Genomic DNA, 21721 nt, shown 5'->3' with positions numbered 1-21721 from the left:
TTTCTTGCTGGCACTGACATCTGCTATGCTGGCCGAAACAGAAGAGGATGTTCAGCATGACTATTGCCGCCCTGCGCACGCCCGATGAGCGTTTCGCCGATATCCCGGACTTCGATTATCCGGTCCATTATGCCGATGATCTGCCCGGCTACGAGGGACTGCGCGCCGCCTGGGTTGATACCGGGCCGGTTGATGCGGAGACAACATTCTTGTGCCTGCATGGCGAGCCGAGCTGGTCGTTCCTCTATCGCAAGATGATCCCGCATTTTACTGCCAAAGGCGGGCGGGTTGTATGCCCGGATTTCTTCGGCTTCGGTCGCTCCGACAAGCCGATCGAACTGGAAACCTATACATTTGACTTCCACCGCAACCACATATTGGCGCTGGTGGAGCGGCTGGATCTGCAGAATATCACCCTAGTGGTGCAGGACTGGGGCGGGTTGATCGGCTTGACGCTGCCGGTAGATGAAGCTTTCGAGCCACGGTTGTCGCGGCTAATCATCATGAACACGGCGCTGGGGCTTGGGACAGGCGCGGGCGACGGCTTCAACGCGTGGAAAGAATATGCGCTGACCGTGCCAGAATTTAATGCAGGCCAGATCATCGCGCGCGGCACGCCGGAGATGGGCGAGGCGGAGATTGCTGCCTATAATGCGCCTTATCCGGATGACCGCTATCAGGCCGGCGCGCGGACATTCCCGGCGCTGGTGCCGGTCGAACCGGATATGGACGGTGTCGAGGTCAGCAAGCAGGCTGCGGCTTACTGGAGCAGCGAATGGACCGGGCCCAGCTTCATGGCGATCGGCGGCTCCGATCCGGTGCTCGGTCCGCCGGTGATGAAGATGATGCACGGCTTGATCAGGGGCTGTCCCGAGCCACTGCTGATCGAAGAGGCCGGGCATTTCGTGCAGGAATGGGGCGATATTGTCGCTCCGGCTGCGCTAAAGGCATTTGGCGATCTTTAGGGCGAGACGGGGCGGGTGGCCACGATGACAAAGGAGAGATGCCCTCCAGTCGACAGGCGCCGCCAGCTTCGCTGACCTTCGGTTCGACAAGCTCGGAATGAACGGCATCGATTGATCGAGACTGTCCTACAGCACCAAAATCAGCTATGGTCCGGCAAAAGATAATCGGTCGCATGTTCTGGTTCCTGCAAATGGGAGAAGCCGCATGCCGCAATATTATTATCTCAAATATATTCCGAAAAACGATCGGCCGCGCGTCGTCGGTAATCTCGAGCGGCTGATCGGCCAGCTCGATCGCGAGGTGCCCGACAAGGACAGCGAGCAGACGCTGCTGCTGGCGACCTGGAATATCCGCAATTTCGGCAAGGTCCGGCGGCTGCCGGAAAGCCTGATGTATATCGCCGAGATATTGTCCCGCTTCGACTTCGTCGCGGTGCAGGAGGTGGTCGATCTCGATGACTGGCGCGCGGTCATGGACCGGCTGGGTCCGGATTATGATTTCATCGCCTCGGACAAGACCCATCACAAGTTGGGCAGCGGCGGTGAACGGCTGCTCTATCTCTATGACAAGCGCAAGGTGCGGTTCCAGAATATCGCCGGCGAAATCGTTCTGCCGACCGACATGCTGATCACCGATGACACGGCGGGAGAGGGTGGCGAACTGTTTCAGGGCAAGCAGTTCCGGCGCTCGCCCTTCATCACGGCGTTCCAGTCCGGCTGGTTCAAGTTCGATATCTGCACGGTGCACCTGTTCTACGGGTCTTCCTCTGGATCGAAACTGCAACAGCGAGTGCAGGAAATCGACCGCGTTGCCGACTATTTCGCCGATCGGGCCGAACAGGCGCAGAAGGAAGGGCGGTCACTGATCCTGCTGGGGGACTTCAATATCGTCCACCCGGACCATGAGACGATGACCGCGCTGAAGCGGCACGGATTCCGGATTCCCAACGCGCTCAACCGGCCGTCCAATCTGGACCTCAGCAAATATTATGACCAGATTGCCTTCATGACCGATGATGATACGCTGAATTTCATCGACCGGCAGACGGACGACCCGAAGACAGCAAATGCGGGCATTTTCGAGATATTCAAGTCGGTCTATCGGGATGGCGATGCGCTGGAATATGAATCGGAATTGCGAAAGAAGGCCGGCGGCAAGGACAAGCAGGGCGCTGCGCTGACGAAATATTACAGAGGGAACTGGCGCACCTACCAATTGTCCGATCACAAACCGATGTGGGTACGGATCAAGTCAAATGCGGCTGCCGCCTATCTGCAACATATGAAGTCTGGCTGAAGATCGGCGGCCGGTCAGGCGACCATAGCGGTTTTGCTGTAATGCTCGGTAAACCGAGGCTGCATCGGTTGGCTCGCGACCATTGCCAGCGGGAGCGCGGTTTCGCAATGGGCGCATTCAGCGCTGATCCGGCCGACGTGCCAGTGCGATTTGCCGCAGCCGGGGCAGCGATTGACGATGTCCAGATGATAGAGCGGCTGATAGCCGCGCCCCTGATCCTGCTCGGCCAATGGTTGAACAGGCTGATTGATGAATGATCTCGGAGATAAGTACATCGTTTCGTCCTTCCTTGCTTGTGCCGAACCCATTGCTGTTACTGCGTATCACATGCCATTTGGTTGCTGTACCAGCGATGAACCGTTTCTTTTGGTAGATGAAATGATAGTTATGCTGTCCGGAAACGATAGGATATTTTCGTCATTTCCCGGTGATGTTTAACACAGGACCGGGCAATTGCCTGACTTTGAATGGAAATTATTCACAATTTTACACGCCATCTGGTCATTATCGATGGGTCGGTGCGGTTGCCGCCGTTTGGTCAGCAAAATGGGGCCGGCGATCCCGCTGGACTCCGGAAAAGCGCTGCCCGTATCAGCTGGCGCCCAGCTTCCGCCAGGCCAGATCGGCAAATTCACACAGCAGGGGCCGGGTTTCGCGCGGATCGATGATATCCTCGACGCTGAACTGCTCGGCGGTGCGGAAAGGCGAGGTAACCTTGTCAAGCTTGGCCCTGATCTCGGCCAGTCGCGCGGCCGGATCAGCAGCGCTTTCGATATCGCTCTTGTAGGCGACCTCGAGGCCACCGGCGATCGGCAGCGAGCCCCAGTCGCCCGAGGGCCAGGCAAAGCGGTACTGGAAATTCTCGGCATTGCTCATCGCGCTGCCGGCGATGCCGTAGGCGCGGCGGACGATGACGCCGGCCCATGGCACGGTCGCCCTGTAGACCGCGTTCATCGCCTGCACGCCGTAGCGGATGGTGCCGGTGCGCTCGGCCTCGCCGCCGATCATGAAGCCGGGATTGTCGACCAGATGGACGACCGGCAGATGGAATTGCTCGGCCAGCTTGGCAAAGCGCTCGACCTTTTCCGATGATTTGGCTTCCCAGGATCCGCCCAGGAAGGACGGATCGTTGGCGAGTACCGCCACCGGCCAGCCGTCGAGCCTGGCAAAGGCGGTGATCGCGGCCCGGCCCCAGCGCTTGCCCATTTCAAATACCGAGCCTTCGTCAAATACCGATGTCATGATCTTGCGCATCGAATAGACCTGCTTGTCCTCCCGCGGCACGGCAGAAAGCAGGCTTTCGTCCTTGCGATCGACCGGGTCCCAGTTCTCGGTCCGGGCGGCCAGCTGGTTCACGTTGCTCGGAAGATAGGACAGGAATTTGCGGGCGGTGACAAAGGCCTCGGCCTCGCTGGCGACCTCTTCGTCAACCACGCCGTTGGTGGTGTGGATGTCGGAGCCGCCCAATTGCTCCTTGCTGAGATCATCGCCAATCGCGGCGGCGACCGCGGGACCGGCAGCGAATATCTGGGACAGACCCTTGACCATGATCGAATAATGGCTGGCGACGGTGCGCGCCGCGCCCATGCCCGCCGTCGGTCCGAGCGCCAGGGCCACTACGGGGACCGTATCCTGGTTCTTGATGATATCTTCCCAGCCGGGAACCGCAGGCACATAGGTAAATCCCATATCCTCGAGGCTTTTGACCGAGCCACCGCCGCCGGTGCCGTCGATCATCCGGATCATCGGAATGCCCAGCGTATGGGCCATTTTTTCGCACTGGGTGAATTTCCGGTGCAGGGCGGCATCAGCGGCTCCGCCGCGCACCGTGAAATCATCGGCAGAAGCAACCACTGGACGGCCTTCGATATTGGCGCGACCGAAGATCAGATTGCTCGGCGCGAAATCCTCGAACGTCCCGTCCTCGGCATAGGTCCCGCGCCCTGCAATCTTGCCGATCTCGCGGAAGCTGCCTTCATCGACAATCCCCGCAATCCGCGCCCGCGCATCAAGTTTTCCGCGGCCATGCTGGCGGGAGACTTTTTCCTCGCCGCCCATTTTTTCGGCCAGCCGCTGGCGCTCGGCCAGTTCTTCCAGTTCGGGTTTCCATGTCATATCCTGCGTTTAACCGACTGGTTAAGGCAGGGGAAGCGGGAATCGCGCCCTGGCATCAAGACCTGTCCAATTCGCGCCCGAGATATTCCAGCGCGCTGCGCATGGCAGGATCGTTGCCATCGGCATCACGGTCTGCCGATTCCAGTTTCATATCGGCGATATAATCCTCGCGCGGCGTGCCATTGACGTGAAACAGCGTTTCTGTCCCGAGATCCATGCGCGCTCCGGATTTCGCAAGAGTGATATTGGAGAGGGCGCCCAGCAGATCCGCCATGTCGGAGGCAATCGTATGGGCACCGGCCGCCGCATCCAGACCGATGACCAGCCCTTCGCCCATGCTGCCGGTCCAGCGACCGCCGAGCACGACGAGCGGCCCCTGATATTGCGGGTTGCGCGGCTTGACCTGCTCGATGAAACGGCGGGGCACGGTAAATTCCCGCTCTAGACTGGGAATTTCGTGAATCTGGTAGGATCGTGTGTCCGTCACGAAATGACCAATGATACTGCGCGCCACCTCGGTATTGCCGCCGCTGGGCGTGTTGCGCAGGTCGATGATCATCGCCCGCGCGTCGGACAGGCCTGCAACAGCCTGATCGAAAGCCGGGATCAGGTCATTATTGCCCAGCGCATTGTTGATGCGGATGATGCCGATATCGCCATTCCTGTGCGTCTCGAGCAACGGGCCGGCGCTGATCGATTTGCCGAGATCATAGCTGGCCGGCAGGTTGATCGTGCGATTCTTCCCGTCGACCTCAAAGACGAGAGTGCGCGGCTGATTGCGCAAGCCGCTGACCGCGAGCATCGCGCCGTAATTTCTCTGCCGGTCCGTCGGCTCGGGCAGCAGTTGCCCGTAAGGCCGGATCGCGGCGGCGCTCATTGCGATTCCGTCCGCCGAGACAATTTGCCAGCCGGGGCGGATGCCGGCCTTGTCCGCAGCGGAACCGGCGCGGACATCGGCAACATGAAAGCGGCCACCGGCATAGCGGGTCGCGATATCCGATCCGGTGGGAACGATCGAATAGTCGGTCTCGTCAAAGGGGCCGACTATGAAATGCGGGTCGGAAAAGGTTAGCGCTGTCTGGTGCAGGATCTTCCGAAATATGTCGTGGTCAGGGGCTTGCACGGCCAGAGCCTTCGATCGTGCAAGCTGTGCATCAACATCGATGTCGCTGCGCTGCGCATAGGCATAGAAAAGGCGGAACTGGTCTTCAAACTCCCGCCAGGCTTGCCCGGCATCAAAAGTTTCGGCGCTCTTGGTCTGCTCGGACGGTGCCTGCACCTCTGCATATACCGGCGCGACTATGAAAAGCGCCAGGATCGGTGAAATCGCTTTGGCCAGTTTCTTCATTCTTGTTCCTCAGGCATTGCGAAATTTATCCTGTCTCCGTCGCAAGTCCGCCCTTCAATTGCAACATCCGCTTTCAGGATTATTGCCGGTCCAGTTGAACTTTACACAAAGAGGCCTGGTTATTTTCTGTGGCCTTTGGCTGGATAGCGCAGAAAACCGGTGTGCACTCCAAGGTCGGGATCCGCCGAGTGTAACCTTTCAAAAAGGCAGCCTTGATCGCATAGTCTCATCCTGCGTCAACCATCTGACCGGTATAACGCGTTGCAGCAATGTAGGACAGGATCACTGGATGCTAGCTATTCTTCGGACTTAAACTGGCATGTTCCATTGACTGGCTTTCCACCGCCACGTTGCACATCCAGTGGCGTGAACGGCTGCACAGGCGTTGCTTGTACCGCTATTGTATTTTGCATCTTTCGTTTTTACTTCAGCAGCATGAGCTGGTTGTTCTTCCCCCTTGGTGCATTGGCAATTGTCGCAGTGCTTTCATATCGGAACTGGGCGAGGAAGCGTCGGCGCGAACAACTGTTGGCGACACCGTTGACTTCAGAACAGCGCGAAGTGATCGCCAGCCTGGTGCCGATTGTGCGCCGGCTACCGGAAACATTGCGGCCCAAGTTGGAAGGGAAAATCAATCTATTTCTCGATCAGGTCACTTTCCGAGGCAATCAAGGTCTCGAGATAACCGAGGAAATCAGGCTCTCGATCGCTGCTCAAGCCTGCTTGTTAATTACCAACAGTCCGGCCTGGTACAACACGATCAGAAACGTGTTGGTCCATCCTTCCGCCTTTCACATACACCGCAACTCTCATGACGGACTTGTCGTCCATGAGGGCAGGCACTCGATGCTTGGCGAAAGCTGGGCCAGGGGGCCGGTTATCTTGTCATGGGAGCATGCGCTTCACGGGGGGCTCGGTGAAGACGATGGACACAATGTCGTCATCCACGAATTTGCGCACCAGCTGGACAGCCTGACCGGCGACACCAATGGCATACCGATCTTGCGCAAGGGGCAAGCGTACGAGGGCTGGGAAAAAGCCATGCTGGATGCCTTCCACAAGCATGTGGAACGTGTTGAACGTGGACACAACACCCTCATCGATCCCTATGGCGCAAACAACCATCAGGAGTTTTTTGCCGAAGCGATTGTCGCGTTTTTTGAAAAACCACGGTTGATGCATCGCGAGGAGCCAGCGCTCTATGCGCAGCTGTCGGAACTGCTGGCGCTAGATCCCGCGCATTGGGATTAGGCTAGGCTGACTGTGAATCCCGGCAATCGAGCAATGCAGCCAATAGCGGAGACCCGATAACCAGGTCATGAGAGGACATGCTATCCGCGTATTTCCGACGTCCCTTTTGCGCCCTTAACAGCCATTAAAACGCACCAACGCCAATGACCGCTATTGGGGGCGAAAGCCGATGTTGCTCACGCGCGATCAGCAACGCCCGTTTTTTGCCTCCTCAGCGGATATTGGATTTCGTATTTCTATGCTGTCGCCTGTTCATTCTTCATCCCCGTAAATCGCGACACTTGGTTCAGCCTCGCTGGTCGCCCGACCGCGGTACATGCCGGCGGTGTTGAAGCTGTAGCCGGCCTGTCCCCATGGTGTTGCATAGATGATGCCGCCGTCGCCGCCCAGTTCGCCGAGCTCGGCGATCACGTCGTCGGCGATCTGCTGGATTTCCGAATCTGACAACATGAATTCGCTGGCGTGAACGACATAAGTGTCATTGCCGTCGGCATCTTTCGGCACCGCCCGTTGCGCTTCCTTGATCGCCTCGGGAAAGCGCATCCGGATGCGGGCGCAGATTTCGTGGGCGACGCCGAGACGGATGAAATATTCGCCCGAGCCGGTGGCGGAAATCGCGCAGCTACGGTTGTCGGCATAGGTGCCGGCGCCGATCACCGGACTGTCGCCGATCCGGCCCCAGCGCTTGCCGGTCAATCCCCCGGTTGAAGTGCCAGCAGCCATATCGCCGTTCCTGTCCGTCGCGACGGCGCCGACCGTGCCGAATTTGTAATCCACATCGGCGGCGCTGACCTTTTTGGCGCGCAGGTCGTCGATCTGTTTCAGGCGATAGGGCGTGGCGTAATAATCCGGTGACACCTGTTCCAGCCCCTGTTCGCGGCTGAACTGGTTAGCGCCTTCGCCGGACAGCATTACATGCGGGCTTTTATCCTTGACCGCGCGGGCCAGCAATATCGGGTTTTTCGTGCCGTTGATCCCGGCAACGGCGCCAGCAGACAGGTCGCTACCGTCCATGATGCTGCTGTCGAGCTCGTTGGTCTTGTCCCAAGTGAACACCGCGCCTTTGCCAGCGTTGAAATTGGGATTGTTCTCCAGCGAGACGATGGTGGCGGTGACAGCGTCCATTGCGGTGCCGCCATTTCTCAATATGTCCGAGCCGATTGTCAGGGCCGCGTTCAGTGCTGTCCTGATTTCCGCATCTTTCTCAGGCGTGATCCTGTCGCGTTTGATCGTCCCCGCGCCGCCATGAATGGCGATGGACCAATCTGCTTCCCCGTCCAGCCGATCCTGCGCATTCACCGTTGTTGTCGCTGCCGAGAGCGCGAGGGACAGGCCCAGCCTTTTGAGTAAATAGCGGATCATATCGATGCTCTCCCGATTGGCACTTATCATTTGGCGGTGGACAGCGTATATGTTCGGCAAACAAGCCCTTCTGACAAGAGCAAAGATATGACTTCAGACAATCCGTCGCTGCGACCCTGGCGCGATATTGACCGACGCAAATCCCGCCAGATCATGGTGGGTGATGTTCCGGTCGGTGGCGATGCGCCGATTACCGTGCAAACGATGACCAATACGCTGACGTCCGACGCCAAGGCGACGATCGACCAGATCCGCCGCTGCGAAGAAGCCGGCGTGGATATCATCCGCGTGTCCTGTCCCGATGTCGAGAGCACGGCGGCGCTGAAGCAAATTGTCCGGGCGAGCAATGTACCGATCGTCGCGGATATCCATTTTCACTATAAGCGCGGGATCGAAGCGGCGGAGGCGGGCGCGGCCTGTCTGCGGATCAATCCGGGCAATATCGGTTCTTCGGCGCGGGTGCGGGAAGTTATCGACGCGGCAAAGTCCAACGGTTGCGCGATCCGGATTGGCGTGAACGCGGGCAGTCTGGAAAAGGACCTGCTCGAGAAATATGGCGAGCCCTGTCCCGAAGCTTTGGTCGAAAGCGCGCTCGATCATATCAAGATATTGCAGGATCATGATTTTCACGAGTTCAAGGTCGCGGTGAAAGCCTCGGACGTGTTTCTTGCCGTCGCGGCCTATTCGCAGCTTGCCGACGCGGTGGACTGCCCGCTGCATCTCGGCATCACCGAGGCGGGCGGCCTGATCGGCGGCACCGTGAAAAGCTCGATCGGCATGGGCAATCTGCTCTGGGCCGGGATTGGTGACACGATCCGGGTCAGCCTGTCGGCCGAACCCGAGGAGGAAGTGCGCGTCGGTTATGAGATGCTCAAGGCGCTCGGTCTGCGAACGCGCGGCGTCCGGGTGGTCAGCTGCCCCAGTTGCGCGCGGCAGGGTTTCGACGTGATCCGCACGGTGCAGAAGCTCGAGGAACGGCTGCAGCATATCCGCACGCCCTTATCGCTGTCGGTGCTCGGTTGCGTCGTCAACGGGCCGGGCGAAGCGCGCGAAACCGACATCGGCATCACCGGCGGCGGCAAGGGCAAGCATATGGTCTATCTCTCCGGTGTCACCGACCATCATGTTGCGGACGAGGATATGGTGGATCATATTGTGAAGCTGGTTGAGGCGAAGGCAGCGGAGATCGAGGCGGGGGTCAGCGAGGCGGCCTGAAGGGTTGCGCGGTCAGAATGACCGTTCATCCTGAGCTAGCTGCAGGAATTCTCTAGGCTCGCACTTCTTCAGTGCTGGAGGAATCAGGGCGCTTCGACAGGCTCAACAAGAACGGGATTTTCAAAGATTCATTCTATGCTATGCTCGGGCAAGATTCTGCCCATTTTCGCTGAAGGATGATCCATCATGACTTCGACCCGCAAACGCGCAAGCGACTTCCACCCCCATATTCTCGAGATATTCGACGGCTATGTGCATGGCATGATCTCGAAGCGGGACTTTATCAGACAGGCGGGGAAATTTGCCGCAGCGGGCGTGACCGGGGCGATGATCCTCGATCAGTTGCAGCCCGATTATGCCTGGGCAGCGCAGGTCGAGCCGAACGACCCGGCGATCACCGCCGAGCGGATCAGCTACGAGAGCCCGGAAGGCCATGGCAAAATCAACGCGCTGATGGCAAAACCGGCAGGAGCGACGGGCAAGCTGCCTGCTGTGCTGGTGATCCACGAAAATCGCGGTCTCAATCCCTATATCGAGGATGTCGCGCGGCGGGTGGCCAAGGCCGGCTATCTGGCGCTGGCACCCGACGGCCTGTCCCCCTTGGGCGGCTATCCCGGCAATGACGACGACGGACGGACGATGCAGCGGACGCTGGACGGCGCCAAGCTGATGGAAGATTTTTTCGCTGCTTTTGAATTTCTGCGCGATCATGACGGTTCGACCGGCAATGTGGGTGCGGTTGGTTTCTGCTACGGCGGCGGCGTGTGCAATGCGCTGGCGGTGGCCTATCCCGATCTTGCCGCGTCGGTGCCTTATTACGGACGCCAGCCGGAAGCCGCCGAGGTGCCAGCGATCGAGGCGCCGCTGATGATCCATCATGCCGGCAATGACGAACGGATCAACGCCGGCTGGCCGGCCTATGAAGCCGCTCTGTCGGAGCATCAGAAAGAATATAGCGTGCATTTCTATCCCGATGTGAACCACGGTTTCCACAATGACACGACGCCGCGTTATGACGAGGAAGCGGCAAGCCTGTCCTGGAAAAGGACGCTGGCCTTTTTCGATACGCATTTACGCGGCTAGCGGGTACGGGGGCAGTCCGTTGCTGCGTTGCCCCCCTGACAAAAGCCTGTTCCCTCACACCGCTGGAAGTGTAATAGCCGGTGGATGAGATTCTTGCTGCTTGTTCTGGCCAGTCTGGCCTTTGTTCCGTTCTCCGCTGTATCGGCCGCTCCGCATGGCGGTGATCATCCGGAAGCCCGGCCGTTCGAGCAGGAAGCCAACGCATCGGCGCTGATCGACGCCGCGCTGGCGCGTGCGCTGTCTTCAGAAAAACGGGTGATTGTCGTTATGGGTGCCAACTGGTGCCATGACAGCCGCGGTCTGGCCGGGTGGTTTGCCGAGCCGCGTTTCGCCGCGATGCTGCAGGATAAATATGAGCTTGTCTATGTCGATGTCGGTTACAAAGACCGGAATATCGATATCGCCCGGCGTTTTGGTATCAAATCGATCGAGGGCACGCCAACGGTGCTGATATTGTCGGCGGACGGGGTGTTGCTCAACCGCAAGTCCGCTCCGAAATGGCGCAATGCCGCAAGCCGCGCAGAAGCCGATATTTTTGCCTATTTCGACCAATTTTCTCCCGAACCCTGAACCGAAGGAAAGCAGGTGCCCCGCGCATTGACCTATGTTCTGATCCTGTTGGCGGTGATCGCCGTGGCCTTGTTCTTCCTGCCGCTAAGACTAGCCGTAGGCATGGCGGGGCTGGAAGGTTCGCGTTTCTCGGCCAAGGCGATCAGCGGATCGGTCTGGAACGGCCGGATCGAGGGCGCGCAGCTCGGACCGTTCCCCCTGGGCGATCTCGATGCCGGGGTGCGGGTACTGCCGCTGCTGACAGGTCGAATATTGATGGACCTGGAACGGCCGCCGGTCGCCGGCGATACCGGACTGGTCGCTACTGTCGGCAAGTCCGGGAATAGCCTGCTGGTGCAGGATGCCACGACCGTGCTGAACCTTGGCAGTCAGCTTGCGCCTCTGCCGGCCTCGGCTATGGAGCTGCAGGCGGTCAGCATCAGCTTTGCCGGTGGCCGTTGCCAGTCGGCGAGCGGTCAGGTGCGGGTTTCCCTCGACGCAAATATTCCGGGATTGAACCTCAAACAGGGGCTGCTCGGCAATGCCCAATGTCAGGACGGGGTGCTGGTGCTGCCGCTGCAAAGCGGATCGGGCATGGAACAGCTGACGCTCAAGCTGCAGGGAAACGGCTTTTACACCGCGCGTCTGTTCCTATCGGGCAACGACCGTGCCTGGACATTGCTGCTCCCGACGCTCGGCTTTCGTTCGGTGCCGGACGGCTATGCGATAAAGGTGGCGGGTCAACTGGCGCGTTGATTCTTGCCAGCGGAACGCGGCTCGTCCCGTCAGCTGCCGAAGAAAAAGGCGTGATATTTTCTTTTGCGGAAGGTCTTTTTCCCCGACAGCTTCTCAAACAGGAATCGTAACAGACGGGTCGGATAGAGGATCAGGTACCAGAGCATTTTCAGCAGAAGTACGACAATGGCTATGAGGGGAATGGCGGGAAAAATATAGAAATGGCGCCGGATTGACTTTGACAGGGAGGACTGGCCGAAAAAACGTACCAGCAGTGCGGAAAAGAAAAAGGCCAGAACCAGATAGAGACCAATTACGACTTCGACGCTGACTGGAGATGGCATAGAGAGCTTCCTTCCAACTGTGTTCGCACGGCTCTCCTGGTCACAGAGTGTATCGAATCGTTCGCAAAATTCTGTAATTTACATGAATTTACATAGTTGAAATCCGAAGATAAAGCCATTTCTCCCCCGCCGGTCGGTTTAGCCGGGAGTTGATATCGGAAGATGCAGACCTCATTTGAAGGTTCAGGAGTAACATAAACCCATGGCAAACAAACTGAAATTTTCTATTCTCGATCTTTCCCCGGTACCGCAGGGCAGTGATGTCCAAACCGCGCTTGACCGGTCGCTGGCGCTTGCCCGGCATGCTGAGGCGCTGGGCTACGAGCGGTTCTGGATGGCCGAACATCACGGGATGGAGGGCATTGCCAGTGCCGCCACAGCCGTCGCTCTGTCGCATATCGGCCACGGGACCAAGACAATCCGCATCGGTGCCGGAGGCATCATGCTGCCCAATCACGCACCGATGGTCATTGCCGAACAGTTCGGGACGCTGGAAGCGCTGTTTCCGGGGCGGGTTGATCTGGGGCTGGGCCGTGCGCCGGGATCGGACCAGCGGACAGCGCAGGCCTTGCGCCGCAATCTTAACAGCGATGCCAATGAATTTCCGCGCGATGTTCTGGAGCTGCAGGCGTTTCTGGCGGGAGACGACCGGCTGGGCATTCAGGCCACACCGGGGCAGGGCAGCCATATCCCGCTCTATATTCTCGGCAGCAGCCTGTTTGGTGCGCAACTGGCGGCGGCTCTTGGCCTGCCTTATGCCTTTGCGTCGCATTTCGCACCGCAGATGCTCGACGAGGCGCTGACAATCTATCGCCGTGATTTCAAGCCGTCGGAGCAGCTCGCCAAGCCCTATGTCCTGTGCGGCTTCAATATTTTTGCCGCAGACAGCGATGCAGAAGCGGAATATTTGGCCAGTTCGATGATGCAGAGCTTTGTTGCGCTGCGCACCGGCAATCCGGGCAAGATGCCACCACCGGTGGAAGGCTATCGCGAAAGCCTGCCACCGCAGGCGCAATCGATGCTCGGACAGATCATGCAGGGCAGCGCCATCGGCGCGCCGGAGGCAGTGAAACAGGGGGTCGAAAGCTTTGTGAAGCGGACCGGTGCCGATGAGCTGATCATCTCCGGGTCGATCTTCGATCAGGCGGCACGGGAAAAAAGCTATACCATTGCCGCTGAAGTTCGCGATCTGCTTGTTGCCTAGAGCTCAATTCCCTGCACACAGGTCTTGATTTTACCACCGGGCCTGCGCATGACCCGGAAAATCGAAATTCCGAGACAGACCCCCCAAGGGAGAAGAAAATAGTGCCACGCTCAGGTAGAAATTCAGCGCTTCGCGACTTTCTGAAAAGCGAAGCGGCGGGCGGCATATTGCTGATGGCCGCTGCCGCGCTGGCGATGATCGTCGCCAATAGTCCGCTGTACGACATGTATCACCATTTTCTGCACGAGATAAAGGGCCCAACCCTGTCGAGCAAATTGGGCCCGATGACGCCGCATCTGTGGATCAATGATGGATTGATGGCAATTTTCTTCCTGCTGGTGGGGCTGGAAATCAAACGGGAATTTGTCGATGGACGGCTCAATAGCTGGGACCGTCGGCGTCTGCCAGTGGTCGCTGCTGTGGCAGGGATGGCGGTTCCGGCCCTGATCTATCTGTTGATCGTCAAGGATGTTCCGGCACTCTACAATGGCTGGGCCATTCCCGCGGCGACTGACATTGCCTTCGCTATCGGTGTGCTCGCCCTGCTCGGGCCGCGCGCACCCACCTCGCTCAAACTGTTTCTGGTCACTGTCGCGATCGTCGACGACATGGGGGCAGTGGCGATCATCGCTCTGGTCTACACGGCCGAGATCAACGGTGCAGCCCTGCTTGCTAGCGCCGCAATATTGGCGATCATGTACACGATGAACCGCAATGGGGTGCTCAAGCTCTGGCCTTATCTGATCTTTGCCGCATTGCTCTGGTATGCGGTACTGATGTCCGGCGTCCACGCGACAATAGCCGGCGTATTGGCGGCTATGGTCATTCCGATTGTGGTCACGCCGACCTCTCCGGACGCGGAAAATTCTCCGCTTCACCGGCTTGAACATGCGATTGCGCCATGGAGCGCGTTTCTGATCGTGCCGGTGTTTGGCTTTGCCAACGCCGGTGTCTCGCTCCAGGGCATTGGTATCGAACATATTTTCGCGCCTTTACCGCTCGGCATTGCAGCCGGTCTGTTCTTCGGCAAGCAGATCGCCATTTTTGCCAGCGTCTGGATCTCGGTCAAAACCGGTTTTGCCGGACGGCTGGGCGGTGCCAGCTGGCTGCAGGTCTATGGCGTGGCAATGCTGTGTGGTATCGGTTTCACGATGAGCCTGTTCATCGGCGCGCTGGCCTTTCCTGGCAATGAATTGCTGATTGAGGAAGCCAAGATCGGTGTGCTTGGCGGATCGTTGCTGTCGGCTGTTGTCGGCTATTGTATTCTCCGATTTGCCCCGCAGGATCGCCATCTGGAATCGCTGGAGGATGGCGAGGCCGAAGAACTGCTGGACGTGCTGCCGGATGCTACAGTAGAAAAACTGAAAGACAATCTGTGAAGTCTATCGGGCTTGCTGCTGTTGCCTGTCTGGCCCTTGCCGGGGCAGCAGCGGAGGCAGGACCGGCAACACCGTCGATCATCACCGACGCGACCGGTCTGAACGCGGGCAACGCGCTCGATGCCATCGCAACCGACTATGTAAAGCTGACGCTCGCACTGGGTGAGCAGGAAGCTGGCTATGTCGATGCCTATTATGGCCCGTCGCAATGGGCGGAGGCCGCGAAATCCGATCCGCGTGACATGCGCGAACTGGGCAATGCAATTGTTGTTCTGATGGAACGGCTGGATACCTTGCTGGTCAGCGACGACCCTCTGAACGAAACGCGCAAGCGCTTCCTAATGGCGCAACTTGAAGCGGCCATGACCCGCCACGCGATGATATTGGGAGAGACATTCTCCTTTGCTGACGAGGCCAGGGGACTGTTTGGAGTGGTGCCGGCCCTCAAGCCGCTGGCGGAATTTGACCCGGTGCTGGAAGAGATTGAAAATATCGTTCCAGGCGACGGACCACTCAGCCAGCGGGTCGCGGCATTTGAAAGCGGCTATATCATTCCGAAGGACCGGCTGCAGGTGGTGTTCGACACCGCGATTGCCGAGTGCAAGGCGCGGACCGCGCATTATTTTGATCTGCCCGCTGGAGAGAATTTCAAACTGGAATTTGTCACCGGCAAAAGCTGGAGCGGCTATAATTATTATCAGGGAGACTACCAGAGCCTGATCCAGGTCAATACCGACCTGCCGATTTTCATCGGCCGCGCCGTCGATCTCGGCTGCCACGAAGGTTACCCCGGCCATCATGTCTACAACATGCTGCTCGAGCAAAATCTCACCAATGGCCACGGTTGGCGCGAATTTTCCATCTACCCGCTCTACAGTCCGCAGAGCCTGATCGCCGAGGGTTCTGCCAATTATGGCATCGAACTCGCGTTCAGCGGCCAGGAGCGGCTGGAATACGAGCGCGACATACTCTATCCGCTCGCCGGCCTCGATCCCGACACGGCGGCGGCTTACTGGGCGCTGCAAATCGCCAAACAGGCGCTGAGCGGCGCGCGGATGACAATCGCGCAGCAATATCTCGATGGCGGGATCTCCCGCGAGGAGGCCATTGCGCTCAACCAGAAATATCAGTTGGTCTCCCGTGAACGGGCCGAGCAGATGACCGATTTCAACGAACAATATCGCAGCTATGTGATCAACTATGGCCTCGGCATGGAAATGGTCCGCGACTGGATCGAAACCCAGGGCGACGCGCCGGTGTGGCGTTGGAAAGCGATGGAGCGGTTGCTCAGCGAACCGATGTTACCGGCGGATCTGGTGGAGGGCCGGTTGCCCGATGAGTGACTTTGCCAAGCTGGACCCGTTTCGGCATCATAGCGGCAATAGCATTTCTCCTTTGCCCCCGGCGGGTGCTGATCAATACCAGCGCGGGGCAGGAATGCTTGGCTGATATTACCGGTCCGGGGCGGAATCTGTACATATATGGTTACCGAATCAGTCGGGAGAGCTAGCGGCATTGCAAGCGGCGGCCGTAAATTTCACGACGGCATTAACTCTCTGCTAACCAATTTCGTTCACTCCGGTTTCTGAAACATGAACGGCGCGGTTATGCGCGCACCATGAACAGGGAACGGACCTTATGACCAGACAGATCACGCCCGCCAATGAACCGGTAGATGTCGCCATTATTGGCGCAGGGCCAGCGGGCCTGACAGCCGCCTATTTGCTTTCCAAGAAAGGCTATTCGGTCACCGTGATCGAAAAGGACCCGAAATATGTCGGCGGTATCAGCCGGACGGTGGAGCATGAAGGCTTCCGCTTCGATATCGGCGGGCACCGCTTCTTTTCGAAAAGCCAGGAAGTGGTTGATCTGTGGAACGAGATCCTGCCCGATGACTTCATCCAGCGCCCGCGGATGAGCCGCATCTATTATGAAGGCAAATTCTACAGCTATCCGCTGCGCGCCTTTGAAGCCTTGTGGAACCTCGGCATCTGGCGCTCGACCTTGTGCATGGTGAGCTATGCCAAGGCGAAGGTCTTCCCGAACAAGAATGTGAAGAGTTTTGAAGACTGGACGGTGAACCAGTTCGGCTACAAGCTCTATTCGATCTTCTTCAAGACCTATACCGAGAAGGTCTGGGGCATGCCCTGCGACGAGATGTCGGCAGACTGGGCGGCCCAGCGGATCAAGGGCCTTAGCCTCTGGAACGCGGTGACCGATGGTCTGAAGCGCTCGCTCGGTCTCAACAAGAAGCCCAATGACGGACAGGAAGTCAAAACCCTGCTCGAAACCTTCCGCTATCCTCGCCTCGGCCCCGGTATGATGTGGGACGCAGCCAAGGGTCATGTCGAGGCCAAGGGCAATGCAGTGTTGATGGGCCATAGCCTGAAACAGCTCGCCCAGGATGCCGAAGGAAACTGGCGGGTGAGCGCGACGAGCGCCGACGGCGAAACCATCATCAATGCAAAGCATGTGATTTCAAGCGCGCCGATGCGCGAGCTTGCCACCCGTATTCACCCGCTGCCGCAGTCTTTGCCGGAAGCGCAGGATCTCAACTATCGCGATTTCCTGACTGTGGCGATCAAGGTCAAGTCGGAAGACCTGTTCCCCGACAACTGGATCTATATCCATGATGATCGGGTGCAGGTGGGCCGGGTGCAGAATTTCCGCAGCTGGTCACCGGAAATGGTGCCCGACGAGACGATTGCCTGCGTTGGTCTGGAATATTTCTGTTTCGAAAATGACGGCCTCTGGTCCTCTTCCGACGAGGATCTGATCGAACTGGCCAAGAAGGAAATGGCGATACTCGGCCTGTGCAAGCCCGAAGACGTCGTTGGCGGCTCGGTTGTCCGCCAGGAAAAGGCCTATCCGGTCTATGATGACGCCTATGAGCAGAATGTCGCAACCATGCGCGATGATCTGGAAAAGCGTTTTCCGACGCTACACATGGTCGGTCGCAACGGCATGCACCGTTATAATAACCAGGATCACGCGATGATGACGGCGATGCTGACGGTGGAAAATATCGAGGCTGGCACCCGTAAATGGAATGTCTGGAACGTCAATGAGGACGCCGAATATCACGAAGCGGGCGATGAAGGGGCGCAGCAGGTGATCGCAGAGGAAATCAGCGAGGACCGCGTTGCAGCGCTTAAAAGCATGCGCGGTGTGCCGAAGCGGATCGAGGAAGTCGTGCCAGAAGCCAAACCATCCAAAGCGGCGTAAACAGGATGGAACGCAGCGGCGCAGACAGGCGGTCAACCATCGGCAGCTGGATAGGCAATCTGCCTGCTCCGCTGGCGCTCCTCAACCGTTTTTCGATCACACGTTATTTGCTGGCGAGCATCGTCAGCCTGGCATTTGACGTGGCTCTTTTCATGATCTTGGTCGCGTTGCTGTTCGATCCCGGCTGGGCGTCGGCTGCGGGCTACAGCGCCGGTATTGTCGTTCACTGGTTCATTTCTTTGAACTTTGTATTTCCCGGAAAACGCCGTGAAGGGGCAGCATTGCAGGTGCAACGCTTCGGTTTCATCGCGACAGCCCTGCTGGGGCTGGGCATCACCGTCAGCATGGTCAGCGGACTGACCAGTGCGGGTGTGCTACCGGTACTGGCCAAGGCAGCGGCTGTTGGCGTCAGTTTCTTCGCGGTCTATTTTGCCCGCAAATATGGCGTGTTCCGGTGAGCTATATGGATATGGCCATCGAAACGCCGGTGACCCAGCATCACTTCAGCCCGGATTTCAGGAAATTTCTCAACTGGGCTTTGGTCTGGATAGTGCTGGCCAATATTCCGTTCATGGCGATGTGGATGGTCGGCGCACCACCGCGCGCGATCCCGATTGCGCTGGCGGGGCTCGTCGGCCTGATCGTCAAGCGCATGCCGAGAGCGGTGCAGTGGATCGCCTTTGTGGCCGTGATGACCTATTCCCTGCTGTCCTTCGTGTCCGGGCTGTTCAGCCTGACGCTGGACTCACTGGTTTATTCGCTACAGTTTTTTGCCGAAATCAAGCCGGGCAATTCGATCGAATATATTGCGGCAACAGTGGTCCTGTTCGGGATATTGATCGGCAGCTGGTTCCTGCTCAAGCGCGACACCAATTTTGCCAAACCGCTGCATATCCTGCTCGGCGGAGCGCTGATCTTCGGACTCGTCGGCGCGGACGCTGCGGTCGGCGAGGGCATGCGCGGCCATTATTTCCGGCCCGCCCCGGTCGGCGCGGCTTTTGAATCGGCGGTCAACAAGTCGGATTTTGCCGTCCGTGCCGATGGCCAGCGCCATCTGGTGCTGATCATGGTGGAATCGCTGGGAGTGCCCAAGGATAACCAGGCGATGTCCGACAAGCTGTTCGCTCTTTATAACAGCAGCGCCGTCAAGGAGCGCTATGAAGTCAGTCAGGGTACGAGCCTCTATTATAACAGCACCACGTCCGGCGAGATGCGCGAACTTTGTGGCCGCTGGGGCGACTATTATGAATTGCTTGAGAGCGATGATCCGAAGACGCTCGATTGTCTGCCGGCGCAGCTTGCCGGAAAAGGTTATGCGACCCAGGCGATGCACAGTTTCAAGGGGCCGTTCTTCAAGCGCGAAACCTGGTATCCGAAAATCGGCTTCCAGAAGCGCGAATTTGCCGCCGATCTGGAACAGCGCGGCGCCGAATGGTGCGGCGGGGTTTTCGCTGGTGCCTGCGACCGCCAGGTGCCAAAGATGCTGGCTGAAAATCTGAAGCGTGCGACACAGCCGACCTTTCAATATTGGCTGACCCTGAACACCCATCTGCCGGTTCCGACAGGGCAGAATCTCAACGCCGAGAATTGCGAAAAAGTGTCGGTCGAACTGGCCCGTGACTATCCGATGATCTGCCGGCAGTTCGCGATATTTGACGCTATCGACAGGGCACTGATCGCCGAAATTACTGCGAGCGACTTCCCCGAAGCGGATATATTACTGGTCGGCGACCATATGCCGCCGTTTTTCGACCGCCATCACCGTTCGCAATTTGACCCGGAACGTGTTCCCTGGCTTTATCTGAAAGCCAAGGGCGCAACATCCGAAGGATAAGAATTTGGAACGCGTGCGCGGCAATCTGCCAATATTGTTGATCTGGATCGCTGTCAGCGCGTTGCTGATACTGATAACCCGTGGCCAGATCGCGACCGGCATGGGCTGGGATCCCGACGATCAACTGCGTATGGTGCAGTTGCGGGACTGGCTCGGTGGACAGAGCTGGTTTGACACGACGCAATATCGGATAGGCGAGCCCGACAGCCAGCCCATGCATTGGCCACGCTGGGTTGAGGTGCCACTGGCGCTGCTGGTTCTTTTGCTGAACCCGTTGATCGGACCGGCGGCAGCGGAAACCACGGCGATGGTCGTCGTGCCGCTAATCACGCTGGGCCTGGCCCTGTGGCTGGTAGCGAGGATCACCGAACAGGTGTTTGACCGCCCCGTCGCGATCCTGGCGGCGACCTTGACGGCGACATCGGTTCCAATCGTTGCCCAGATCCGTCCCATGCGGGTGGATCATCATGGCTGGCAGATCGTGCTCGCGCTGACCGCATTATGGACCATGTTCTGGCCCGACAAGCGCAAGGGCGGTATTGCTCTGGGCGCGGCGCTGGCGCTCTGGCTCTCGATATCGCTCGAAGGGCTGCCTATATCGGCTGCCTTCATTGTCCTTCTGGTCTGGCGCTGGGTTTTCCAGACTGAAGAAGGCGTTCGTCTGTTCTGGACTTTGCTCAGTTTTCTGAGCGTGAGCGTTCTGCTCTATCTCGGCAGCCAGGGCGGGTTTGGCATCGCGATCAACTATTGCGACGCGCTTTCACCATCGCATTTGCTGGCCTGCACTGCTGGCGCCGCGGTCATTTTGCCGGCGATCAAATGGCTGCCCGCCAATATCCCGATGCGGGTTGCCTGCCTCGGCCTGGCCGGCGTTCCGGCACTCGCAATCTTTTACAGCCTCTCGCCGCAATGTGTTGGCGGGGCGTTTAATACGATGGATCCGCTGGTCCGCGAATATTGGCTGGTCAATGTTCTGGAAGGTCTGCCGATCTGGTACCAGAATGGCAAGACAATGGTCACTTTGCTTGGCGGCTCGATCATCGTCGGTCTGGGCAGTCTGATCTATATCGCACGGGTACGACCCGAGCGAATTGATCGCGACCGTCTATTTGTTCTGGTCTATGCCTTTCTCTGGGCACTGGTGCTGTCCCTGTTGGTTCAGCGTGCGACGGCGGTTGCTGCGGCCTTTGCACTGCCATTTCTCGCCTGGGTTGTGCGTCAGGCATTCCTCAGGGCGCGGGGCATCAAAAATGGGCTGACACGCATATTCGCTACCGCCGCGGTTGTGTTGCTGATCATGCCGGGACCGCTCGCGATCGCATTGTTCAACAGCGTCAGTGTCGAGGATGAGAAAATCGAGGACGAAGCGGAAAATACCATGTGCAAGAGTGACGAGTCGCTCCACCGGCTCAATGCCTTGCCGCGCGCCAATATTCTGGCACCCTTCGATTATGGTCCGCGCATCCTGCTGCTGACACCGCACAGCGTACTCGCCACCAGCCATCATCGCAATGATCAGGCGATGGGCGACCAGATCAGGATATTCACCGCATCGCCAAACATGGCCCGTTCCTTGCTGGAGGCCCATAATATCCGATATATCGTCGCCTGCGACGGCGAAGCGGAGCTGGGCATCTATGCGAAGCGGCATCCCGAAGGCCTGTGGGCCCGACTGGTCGAAGACGAAAAGCCGGATTGGCTGCAGCCTGTCCACATTCGGGACAATGATCTGCATATCTGGCGCGTGATGGCAAAAGACTTGCCTAATGATTTCTAAACCCTGATAGCTATGGCTTGATGGTCGCACATCGAGAT

19 protein-coding genes are annotated in these 21721 nt (G+C 58.4%); 15 read left to right on the top strand and 4 right to left on the bottom strand.

Features of this window, described 5'->3' with window-relative positions; all coding sequences use genetic code 11:
- The first annotated feature begins 56 nt into the window (after positions 1-56).
- The 3 genes from ACHZCJ_RS08420 to ACHZCJ_RS08410 all read left to right on the top strand — a co-directional run bounded on the left by ACHZCJ_RS08420 (position 57) and on the right by ACHZCJ_RS08410 (position 2519).
- Complete coding sequence (locus tag ACHZCJ_RS08420; protein ID WP_321325577.1) at positions 57-965, top strand: haloalkane dehalogenase; 909 nt, start codon at positions 57-59, stop codon at positions 963-965.
- A gap of 205 nt (positions 966-1170) precedes the next feature.
- The gene (locus tag ACHZCJ_RS08415) at positions 1171-2262 is read left to right on the top strand and encodes an endonuclease/exonuclease/phosphatase family protein (protein WP_321325575.1); all 1092 of its coding nucleotides are present in this window, start codon (positions 1171-1173) and stop codon (positions 2260-2262) included.
- A gap of 107 nt (positions 2263-2369) precedes the next feature.
- Positions 2370-2519, top strand: coding sequence for a hypothetical protein (locus ACHZCJ_RS08410; protein ID WP_394700081.1), 150 nt, complete (start codon positions 2370-2372; stop codon positions 2517-2519).
- A 334-nt stretch (positions 2520-2853) separates the two neighbouring features.
- Here the strand turns inward: ACHZCJ_RS08410 and ACHZCJ_RS08405 are convergent, their stop codons facing one another.
- Entirely contained in the window at positions 2854-4377 is a 1524-nt protein-coding gene (locus ACHZCJ_RS08405; RefSeq protein WP_321325571.1) for a carboxyl transferase domain-containing protein, read from the bottom strand.
- A gap of 55 nt (positions 4378-4432) precedes the next feature.
- Complete coding sequence (locus ACHZCJ_RS08400) at positions 4433-5725, bottom strand: S41 family peptidase (RefSeq protein WP_321325569.1); 1293 nt, start codon at positions 5723-5725, stop codon at positions 4433-4435.
- Between the two features lie 435 nt (positions 5726-6160).
- Between ACHZCJ_RS08400 and ACHZCJ_RS08395 the strand changes: the two genes are divergently transcribed.
- The gene (locus ACHZCJ_RS08395) at positions 6161-6976 is read left to right on the top strand and encodes a M90 family metallopeptidase (protein WP_321325567.1); all 816 of its coding nucleotides are present in this window, start codon (positions 6161-6163) and stop codon (positions 6974-6976) included.
- A 252-nt stretch (positions 6977-7228) separates the two neighbouring features.
- On the opposite strand, the gene ACHZCJ_RS08390 is transcribed toward ACHZCJ_RS08395, so the two are convergent.
- On the bottom strand, positions 7229-8338 hold the full coding sequence (locus ACHZCJ_RS08390) for an isoaspartyl peptidase/L-asparaginase (RefSeq protein WP_321325565.1): 1110 nt from the start codon (positions 8336-8338) through the stop codon (positions 7229-7231).
- An 87-nt stretch (positions 8339-8425) separates the two neighbouring features.
- On the opposite strand from ACHZCJ_RS08390, the gene ispG reads away from it, so the two are divergent.
- From ispG to gspN, 4 genes are all read left to right on the top strand, one after another.
- Positions 8426-9553 (top strand): flavodoxin-dependent (E)-4-hydroxy-3-methylbut-2-enyl-diphosphate synthase, encoded by a 1128-nt coding sequence (ispG, locus tag ACHZCJ_RS08385; protein ID WP_159647744.1) that lies wholly within the window; start codon positions 8426-8428, stop codon positions 9551-9553.
- A 186-nt stretch (positions 9554-9739) separates the two neighbouring features.
- Entirely contained in the window at positions 9740-10636 is an 897-nt protein-coding gene (yghX, locus tag ACHZCJ_RS08380) for a YghX family hydrolase (protein WP_321325560.1), read from the top strand.
- Between the two features lie 84 nt (positions 10637-10720).
- Positions 10721-11206: a thioredoxin family protein gene (locus tag ACHZCJ_RS08375; RefSeq protein WP_321325558.1), complete on the top strand. Its 486-nt coding sequence runs from the start codon at positions 10721-10723 to the stop codon at positions 11204-11206.
- A 15-nt stretch (positions 11207-11221) separates the two neighbouring features.
- On the top strand, positions 11222-11941 hold the full coding sequence (gene gspN / locus ACHZCJ_RS08370; RefSeq protein ID WP_321325556.1) for a type II secretion system protein N: 720 nt from the start codon (positions 11222-11224) through the stop codon (positions 11939-11941).
- Positions 11942-11970: 29 nt separating this feature from the next.
- Here gspN and ACHZCJ_RS08365 read toward each other — a convergent pair whose 3' ends face one another.
- Positions 11971-12264 carry a hypothetical protein gene (locus tag ACHZCJ_RS08365; protein ID WP_159647748.1) on the bottom strand — a complete coding sequence of 98 codons (294 nt, stop codon included), beginning with the start codon at positions 12262-12264 and terminating at the stop codon, positions 11971-11973.
- 202 nt (positions 12265-12466) lie between these two features.
- Between ACHZCJ_RS08365 and ACHZCJ_RS08360 the strand changes: the two genes are divergently transcribed.
- From ACHZCJ_RS08360 to ACHZCJ_RS08330, 7 genes are all read left to right on the top strand, one after another.
- Positions 12467-13468 carry an LLM class flavin-dependent oxidoreductase gene (locus ACHZCJ_RS08360; RefSeq protein ID WP_321325553.1) on the top strand — a complete coding sequence of 334 codons (1002 nt, stop codon included), beginning with the start codon at positions 12467-12469 and terminating at the stop codon, positions 13466-13468.
- 101 nt (positions 13469-13569) lie between these two features.
- Positions 13570-14847 carry a Na+/H+ antiporter NhaA gene (gene nhaA, locus ACHZCJ_RS08355; protein WP_159647750.1) on the top strand — a complete coding sequence of 426 codons (1278 nt, stop codon included), beginning with the start codon at positions 13570-13572 and terminating at the stop codon, positions 14845-14847.
- Entirely contained in the window at positions 14844-16190 is a 1347-nt protein-coding gene (locus tag ACHZCJ_RS08350) for a hypothetical protein (protein WP_321325551.1), read from the top strand. The genes nhaA and ACHZCJ_RS08350 overlap by 4 nt, the downstream gene beginning before the upstream one ends.
- A gap of 295 nt (positions 16191-16485) precedes the next feature.
- Positions 16486-18072: an NAD(P)/FAD-dependent oxidoreductase gene (locus ACHZCJ_RS08345; protein WP_321325549.1), complete on the top strand. Its 1587-nt coding sequence runs from the start codon at positions 16486-16488 to the stop codon at positions 18070-18072.
- Between the two features lie 5 nt (positions 18073-18077).
- Positions 18078-18530, top strand: a complete 453-nt coding sequence (locus tag ACHZCJ_RS08340; RefSeq protein WP_321325547.1) for a GtrA family protein — start codon at positions 18078-18080, stop codon at positions 18528-18530.
- Between the two features lie 5 nt (positions 18531-18535).
- The gene (locus ACHZCJ_RS08335) at positions 18536-19906 is read left to right on the top strand and encodes a sulfatase-like hydrolase/transferase (RefSeq protein ID WP_321327762.1); all 1371 of its coding nucleotides are present in this window, start codon (positions 18536-18538) and stop codon (positions 19904-19906) included.
- A gap of 4 nt (positions 19907-19910) precedes the next feature.
- Positions 19911-21683, top strand: a complete 1773-nt coding sequence (locus ACHZCJ_RS08330) for a hypothetical protein (protein ID WP_321325545.1) — start codon at positions 19911-19913, stop codon at positions 21681-21683.
- Positions 21684-21721 lie beyond the last annotated feature (38 nt).

Origin of the sequence: uncultured Parasphingorhabdus sp., from assembly GCF_963677535.2 — a bacterium.
Classification (GTDB): domain Bacteria; phylum Pseudomonadota; class Alphaproteobacteria; order Sphingomonadales; family Sphingomonadaceae; genus Parasphingorhabdus.
Note: the sequence above shows the minus strand (reverse complement) of the source record. Positions and strands in the feature narration are given on the sequence as shown.

Coding starts and splice junctions, on each gene's coding strand:
- ACHZCJ_RS08420 (WP_321325577.1), top strand. CDS start 57: ATGACTATTGCCGCCCTGCGCACGCCCGATGAGCGTTTCGCCGATATC.
- ACHZCJ_RS08415 (WP_321325575.1), top strand. CDS start 1,171: ATGCCGCAATATTATTATCTCAAATATATTCCGAAAAACGATCGGCCG.
- ACHZCJ_RS08410 (WP_394700081.1), top strand. CDS start 2,370: ATGGGCGCATTCAGCGCTGATCCGGCCGACGTGCCAGTGCGATTTGCC.
- ACHZCJ_RS08405 (WP_321325571.1), bottom strand. CDS start 4,377: ATGACATGGAAACCCGAACTGGAAGAACTGGCCGAGCGCCAGCGGCTG.
- ACHZCJ_RS08400 (WP_321325569.1), bottom strand. CDS start 5,725: ATGAAGAAACTGGCCAAAGCGATTTCACCGATCCTGGCGCTTTTCATA.
- ACHZCJ_RS08395 (WP_321325567.1), top strand. CDS start 6,161: ATGAGCTGGTTGTTCTTCCCCCTTGGTGCATTGGCAATTGTCGCAGTG.
- ACHZCJ_RS08390 (WP_321325565.1), bottom strand. CDS start 8,338: ATGATCCGCTATTTACTCAAAAGGCTGGGCCTGTCCCTCGCGCTCTCG.
- ispG (WP_159647744.1), top strand. CDS start 8,426: ATGACTTCAGACAATCCGTCGCTGCGACCCTGGCGCGATATTGACCGA.
- yghX (WP_321325560.1), top strand. CDS start 9,740: ATGACTTCGACCCGCAAACGCGCAAGCGACTTCCACCCCCATATTCTC.
- ACHZCJ_RS08375 (WP_321325558.1), top strand. CDS start 10,721: ATGAGATTCTTGCTGCTTGTTCTGGCCAGTCTGGCCTTTGTTCCGTTC.
- ACHZCJ_RS08365 (WP_159647748.1), bottom strand. CDS start 12,264: ATGCCATCTCCAGTCAGCGTCGAAGTCGTAATTGGTCTCTATCTGGTT.
- ACHZCJ_RS08360 (WP_321325553.1), top strand. CDS start 12,467: ATGGCAAACAAACTGAAATTTTCTATTCTCGATCTTTCCCCGGTACCG.
- ACHZCJ_RS08345 (WP_321325549.1), top strand. CDS start 16,486: ATGACCAGACAGATCACGCCCGCCAATGAACCGGTAGATGTCGCCATT.
- ACHZCJ_RS08340 (WP_321325547.1), top strand. CDS start 18,078: ATGGAACGCAGCGGCGCAGACAGGCGGTCAACCATCGGCAGCTGGATA.
- ACHZCJ_RS08335 (WP_321327762.1), top strand. CDS start 18,536: ATGGATATGGCCATCGAAACGCCGGTGACCCAGCATCACTTCAGCCCG.